1 protein-coding gene is annotated in these 6,732 nt (G+C 61.2%); it reads right to left on the bottom strand.

The genetic code is table 11. The features are described 5' to 3' along the window. The coding region (locus ACSHXM_RS20255) for a VCBS domain-containing protein (protein WP_435691938.1) at nucleotides 1-6,732 on the bottom strand (6,732 nt) is incomplete at both ends.

The raw sequence follows: 6,732 nt of genomic DNA, 5'->3' as shown, positions 1-6,732 counted from the left end.
TCATCCGCGATATTCTCATCCGTTGACGTCACAACAGCCGCAGACGCCACCGGCCCATCATTCGTACCCGTGATGGTGATTACAATCTGGTCGGTGGCTTCATCAGCGTCATCCGCACCAGAGTCGTCTGTCACCGCCACATCGTAGGTGATGGTCAGCGTGTCGTTCAGACCCAGCCAGTCCAGACCGGCCGCTGCGGAATAATCGAAGTTGAAAGTCTGCGCCGATCCTGTCGCATCCTGTCCGTTGTCAGTGAAGGTCACCGCACTCGTGGCCACGAGTGCAGCCACGTCCACGCCTGTGGGCAGTGTCATTGTCGCCATGCCGCCATTGGCCGTGTAGGCCGCTGTGCCAGCGGTATCGATGGAGGCTGTAAGCACATCGCCAGCGTAGGGAACCGTGCTGGTCCCGCCGGGCGCGCCGCCGGGCGTGCCACCAGAGTCGGTGTCGGAGACGGTCAGGCTGCCGCTGGCAGAGATGGATTGCGTACCCTCGAAATCGTTAGCCTCGGTCTGGGTGGCGGGGTTGGTGACGGCTGAAATAACCGGCTGGTCATTGGTGCCCGTGATGGTAACGGTGATCAGTTCCTGCGTCTGGCTCTGGACGTTTGCCTGATCTTCGATGCTGACCTGATAGGTCTGGGTGATTGTCTCGCCTTCGCGCAGCATGTCGATGTTGGCGTCAACCAGATTGAACTCCCAGATAATCGTACCTTTGCCCGGGCCTGTTGCCACAGACGAGAAGCCCGAAGAGAAGGTCCCGATGTAATCGGTCGTGGCTGGTGTGCCCATGGACGCCAGCGAAGTCACTGTTACCGAATGGGTGTCGGACTGTTCCACATCGTCGAAGGTGATTGTGCCGCTGGCGGTCAGCGTGCTGCCTTCAAGCGGATCGGGTGCCATATCCCCCTCCGTGATCTCGGTAACAGCACCCGAAAGCTCGGATGCGCCCAGTTCGATCACTGGCGCGTGGTTGGTGCCGTTCACGGTGATTGTCGCGGTGGTCTGGGTCGCGGCCATCGCCTCGTCCACCACATCGTAGGTGAAGGTGAGTGTGCGGCTCTCTGTTTCGTCCAGCGCTGCGAATTGCGCGGGATCGATGGTAAGCACACCGGTTTCCGCATTTACGTTGAACGCGACAGTTGGTGCCCATGCACCTCCGGTAACGGCCACAGTGACAGAGGCCACATCCAGATCGTCGGGCAGAGTCCCCCCTGCGTCTTTGTCGGAGGCATTGGCCAGCAGATCAATCGAAACCTCCGCTGCGATATCCGTGGTGGCAGGAGCTGCCACAACACCCGAGACTTCGGGCGCATCGTTGCTGCCAGTGATCGTGATTACGATGTCCTGCGTCGTGCCATCGGTGGTTGTACGGGTGATGGTATCCGTTAGCAGCTCGCCTGCGTTCAGCGCCTCAACGGCTGGGTTCCCCTCAGCCAGCGTGTATGTCCATTCGCCTACGCTGTTGATCGTCAGCGTGCCATAGCTACCAGCCGCGTTAACTTGGGTGGTCCATGCATCATCAACATCGTCCCCGTCGACATCTGTGTGGTCGAGGTCGCCCATGAACGTCTGAATGCCCGCAGTACCGTTATTCACACCGCCCGCTTCGGTCACGCCCCCCGCCACATCACCGGTGATCACAGCCGCATCGGCTGCACCCGTCACGTCGATGACGATGTCATGGCTGGTGCCGTCGATGGAGGTGACGGTGATCGTGTCCATCACCGTGTCGAGATCATCCAGCGCCTGTGTGACCGACTTGGTGTCATCCAGCGTGTAGGTCCACACGCCTGCGCCGTTGATCACCAGATTGCCGTAGGTGCCCATAACTGTGGCGGCTGTGAAGGTATTGTCAGGGTTGTCCACATCCGTGCTGGTCAGCGTGCCCATGGCTGGTGCTGTGCCTGCAGTGCCGTTCAGCACGCCGCCTGCTTCAGTCGCCGCACCTGTGTCATCGCCCGCAATCGTGGCGTCGTCATTGGTGCCGTTGATGGTGATCTGGATGTCTTTGGTCGTGCCGCCGCTGGTGGTGACGGTGATGGTATCGGTCAGGGCTGCATCGGTAGTGTTCAGCGCGTTGACGGTCGCATTGCCATCGTCCAGCGTGTAGGTCCACATGCCATCCACGCCGATCATCAGGCTGCCGTAGGTGCCTGCAACGGTTCCGGCTGTCCAAGCGTCATTCGCATCGTCGCCATCCACATCCGTGTGGTCCAGATCGCCCGAGGCCGTATCAGCGGGCGCGGTGCCATCGCCGCCCACCTCGGTCACGCTGCCGCTGTCAGCGCCGCTAATGATCGCCGCATCATCAGAACCGGTAATCATGATGGTGATGTCCTGCGTGGTGCCGTCTGCGGTCGCGACTGTCACTGTGTCGGTGATGCTCTCGCCATCGTCTAATTCGTCCACAGCGATGTTTGTATCAGTGAGCGTGTAGCTCCACTGGCCATCCGTACCGATGGTCAGGCTGCCGTTTGTGCCATCGGTGACAACGGTGGTGTTCCATGTGTCGTCCATGTTGCCGCCGTCCACATCCGTGTGGTCCAGATCGCCGGTCACAGTGGCTGTGCCAATGGCAGCACCCGTCGCATCCACGCCCATCTCGATCACGCCGCCTGCAACATCGCCGGTGATCACTGCCGCATCGTTGGCACCGGTGATGTCGATGGTAACCACATGCGTTGTCCCGTCGATGGACTGCACAGTGATCATATCCGTGGCATCTTCCGCCGCGTTGAGCGCCTGAACATTCGTCTGACCGTCGGCCAGCGTGTAGGTCCACACACCTGCCGCCGTGATGTCGAGCGTGCCGTAGGTGCCCACAAGGCCAGTTGCCGCCATGAAGGTATTGTCGGCGTTGTCCGCATCGATGCTGGTCAGCGTGCCTGTGTCGCTCGCCATGCCTGCGGTAGCGTTCGACGCGCCGCCCGCTTCGGTTGCGGTGCCTTCATCGTCGCCCGCAATTGTCGCACCGTCGTTGGTGCCTTCGATGGTGATGGTCACCTCTTGCGTTGCCGTGCCGCCTTTGCTGTCGGTCACATCAAAGCTGTAGGTCAGCTCCAGCGTGTCATCCACATTTAGGAAGTTGAACGCCTCACTGCCGCTGTCGAAATCCCATGTCAGCGTGCCGGTGGTGTCGCCATCCGCGATGACCGTGGCGAACGGGGCCGGTGTCAGCGTCAGCATGCCCGCCAAAGTCGCGTTCATCAGCCCGCCATCGGGGCCGTCGGTGCTGACCGTGGGTGCACCCACAACAGTGACCTCATCCGTCACATCCACATCCGCAACCGACAGCGTGCCGGTGGCCGTCAGGCCCGCATCACCCTCGGTACGCGAGGCGGAATCCGAGTCCAGTTCTGCCACAACGCCGATCGTCGGCGCATCATTGGTGCCGGTCAGCGTGACGGTAACAGTCTGCTCTATGGTGCCCATGTTGCCATCGTCGATGGTGACGGTGAAGACCTCGGTCACCTCCTGATCTGTGGCCAGATAATCAAGATCGCCATCCGCAACCGTGTAGGTCCAGCCCACGGTATTGGCCGCATCATCCACAGCGCCCAGCGTCAGCAACCCCAACGCACCCGCAGGCGCGGCGGTGACAGACGCCGTATGCTCGTCCGACAGGTCCAGATCGGCAAAGGTGATGGTGCCCGTATCGGTCAGCGTGTCGCCTTCGGCAGCATCCATCGCATCTTCGGCCACTTCGGTAATGGCAGCGGTATCATCGGTGGACATCGCCACAACAGTCGGTGCGTCATTGGTGCCGGTGATGGTGATCACCACATCCGTGGTCGCCGTACCGCTCTCGCCATCCGACAGCTCGACCGCATAGGTCAGTTCCACAGTCTCACCCGCCGCCAGCCAGTCGATGGTGTCGGTGGCGGTGTAGTCATAGGTGATGGTTTGTTCAGTGCCATCCGCCTCGACGGCGACGCCAAATGTCAGGTTGGCGGCTGCGGCCAGCGTGGTGGTGTCTGCGGGCATGGCAGCATCACCTGTATAGGTCACAGTGGCCGCGGTCGGGGCGGTCACGCTCAGCGTATCGCCATCAAAATCGACGCCTTCATTGATATTGCCGCTGTCCGCGTCCTGCACAGTCAGCGTGCCGCTGGCAGTCAGGGTCTGGGGGCCCGCAGCCGTCTCGGTCAGCGCCTCGCCTGCATCGCGCGCCTGCGCGGTGATCGCGGGGCCGTCGTTGGTGCCTTGGATCAAAACGGTAATCGTCTGGGTCGTGGCATCGCCATTGTTGTCGGTGATGGTGACGTCATAGTCCTGCGTGATCACATCATCCGCACCCAGCGCGTTGATCGCGGAATTCGCGACCGTGAACGTCCAGGTCAGCTCGCCCACCGTGTCGGTGGTGGTCTGGTTGCTGATCGAGGGCTGGAACAGGCCGACAGAATTTGGCGTCAGCGGTGCGTTGGTCACTGTATAGGTCTGGCCCGAGGGAATATCCTCGAACGCGATGGTGCCGGAGACGGTGACAGCGGCTGCCTCGGCCGCATTGTTGGTGTCGGCATTCTCGACCGCCGTGCCGGTGCCGTTGTCGGCGGTATCATCGCCCAGGTCATTATCGCCAAATCCGGTGATCTGGGGCGAGAAATCCATGTCGATGGTCGACGCGGCAGAGGCCGCGCTGGTGTTGCCCGCAAGGTCCGTCTGCTCGGCCGTGAAGGACAGCGTATAGGCGCCCTGCGTCACAGGCACCGCATAGATGTAGGACCAGTCGCCCGTGGTGGCATCCGCCGTGACAGTGGCAACCGATGTGCCATCCACAAAGATCTCGACACTGGCCCCCGCCTCGGCGGTGCCGGTCAGATCGAGGCTGTCGTCATTGCTTTCGGTCGGGTTCAGGCCGACGATGGTATCATCGGTGATCGCCGTGATCACGGGTGCATCAGGCACAGCCGTATCCACGGCATAGTTGCCCGAGGTCGCACCTGTCCCGGGGTTGCCCGCAACATCGGTGTAGGCAAAGCCTGTCGCAAAGCGGACCGCGTTCATGGCCGCTTCGGTATCCGTGTCAGGCGTCAGCGTGGCGGTCCATATGATGTTGTCGGTCGTGGTCAGCGCGCTCAGCGTGCCGCTGTCGGCCTCCAGATCGGTCAGATCAAAATCTGCAACCGCTTCGGTGAAGGTGATGGTCACGGTCGCCGTCTCACCCGCTTTCAGCGCGGTTGCATCCACGTCAATCGTGGCCGTCGGCGCCAGGGTCTCCACAGTGTAATTGGCAGAATCTGCCCCCGCACCGTCATTGCCCGCAATGTCGATATAGCTGTCGGAGGTGACGGAGATCAGATTCGTGGCGTCCTCGGTATCCACTGCCGGCGTGAAGGTCGCGGTCCAGGTATCCCCGTCCAGATCAGAGGTCAGGCCGGTCAGCGTGCCGTTTTCAGCAGTCACATCATCCAGTGTAAAGTCGGCCACGGCCTCGGAGAAGGTGAAGGTCACGGTCGTCGTCTCGCCCACAAGCAGATCAGTGTCGTCAAGTGTGACGGTCACGGTGGGTGCTGTGGTGTCGATGGTCACCTCAATCGAATTGCCCAAGGTGCCGTTGCCCGCGATATCAACAGCTTCTGCGGCAAAATTGGTGGTGCCCAGTGGCAGGTCCATGTCGGGCGTAAAGGTCCAAACACCCTCGCTATCCGCGATCACGCGTCCGTATTCGACTGCATTGTCATCGCGGATCAGAACGGTCGATCCGGCCTCGGCCGTGCCGGTAAATGTGGGGCGCGCCTCATTGGTGATGTTATCACTGTCGAGCGACCCGTCGTCTGATGCCGTCGCCAGATCAATCGTGGGCGCCGCAGGCGGTGTGGTGTCAATTGTCAGCTCAAAGATCTCGGATGGCGCGCTGACATTGCCCGCACTGTCCGTGGCCGTCACCGTAATCGCATAATCCCCATCCACAAGGACAGGCGTGATTGCGAAGGTGCCACCGGTCGCAAAGACCGGCGATCCGGATGCCACACCGTCAATGAAAAGCTGAATGCGTGTATTCGCTTCCGCCGTTCCCTCGATCATTGGGGAGGTATCACGTGTCACCCCATCCGATGTCAGTTCAGGGCGCAGATCACTTCCAAAAGACGTATCATCCGTGATGCCCGTGATCACGGGCGCATCGGGAATGGCCACATCAACGGTATAAGTCTGCGTATCGGTCGCTTCGGTGGTGTTGCCCGCCGCATCCATGCCCGTCACGCTGGCGCTGATGGAGGTCTCTCCCGCCAGCACACTGCCCGGCACGTCGATGGAGAATCCGCCATCCACAACCGCGCCCGTGTAGTCGGTGCCGCCCACGGTTAGCGTGACCATGCCCACGGTCGCGAAATTGCCTGTCACCGTGCCTGTCACGGCCACATCGCCCTCTTCTTCGGCGGCATTGAGCGTATTATCGGCGGTGATGTCATTAATGCTGATCGTGGTGGTCGGCGCGAAGGTGTCGATCTCGGTGCCGCTGGTTTCGCCTGTCAGCGCCGTCATGGCATTGCCCGCTACGTCCTGCGCACCGGAAATGTTGACCAAGACATCGGGCAGCTCAATATTCGCATCCACGACGGTGTAGGTCACGGTATAGGTGGTGGCATTGGTCCAGACGCCCGAAGGCGCGGTTAGCGTGGTGGTGGCATTTGTGGTGATTACCGGATCGACGGTCTCGTTCATGGCCGCGTCGAAAGTGACGGTCAGCTTGGTGGTCGCAGGCGCTTCCGCGTCCGCTTCGTTGTAGAGC

Source organism: Paraglaciecola sp., assembly GCF_051252315.1.
Lineage (GTDB): Bacteria > Pseudomonadota > Gammaproteobacteria > Enterobacterales > Alteromonadaceae > Paraglaciecola.
Note: the sequence above shows the minus strand (reverse complement) of the source record. Positions and strands in the feature narration are given on the sequence as shown.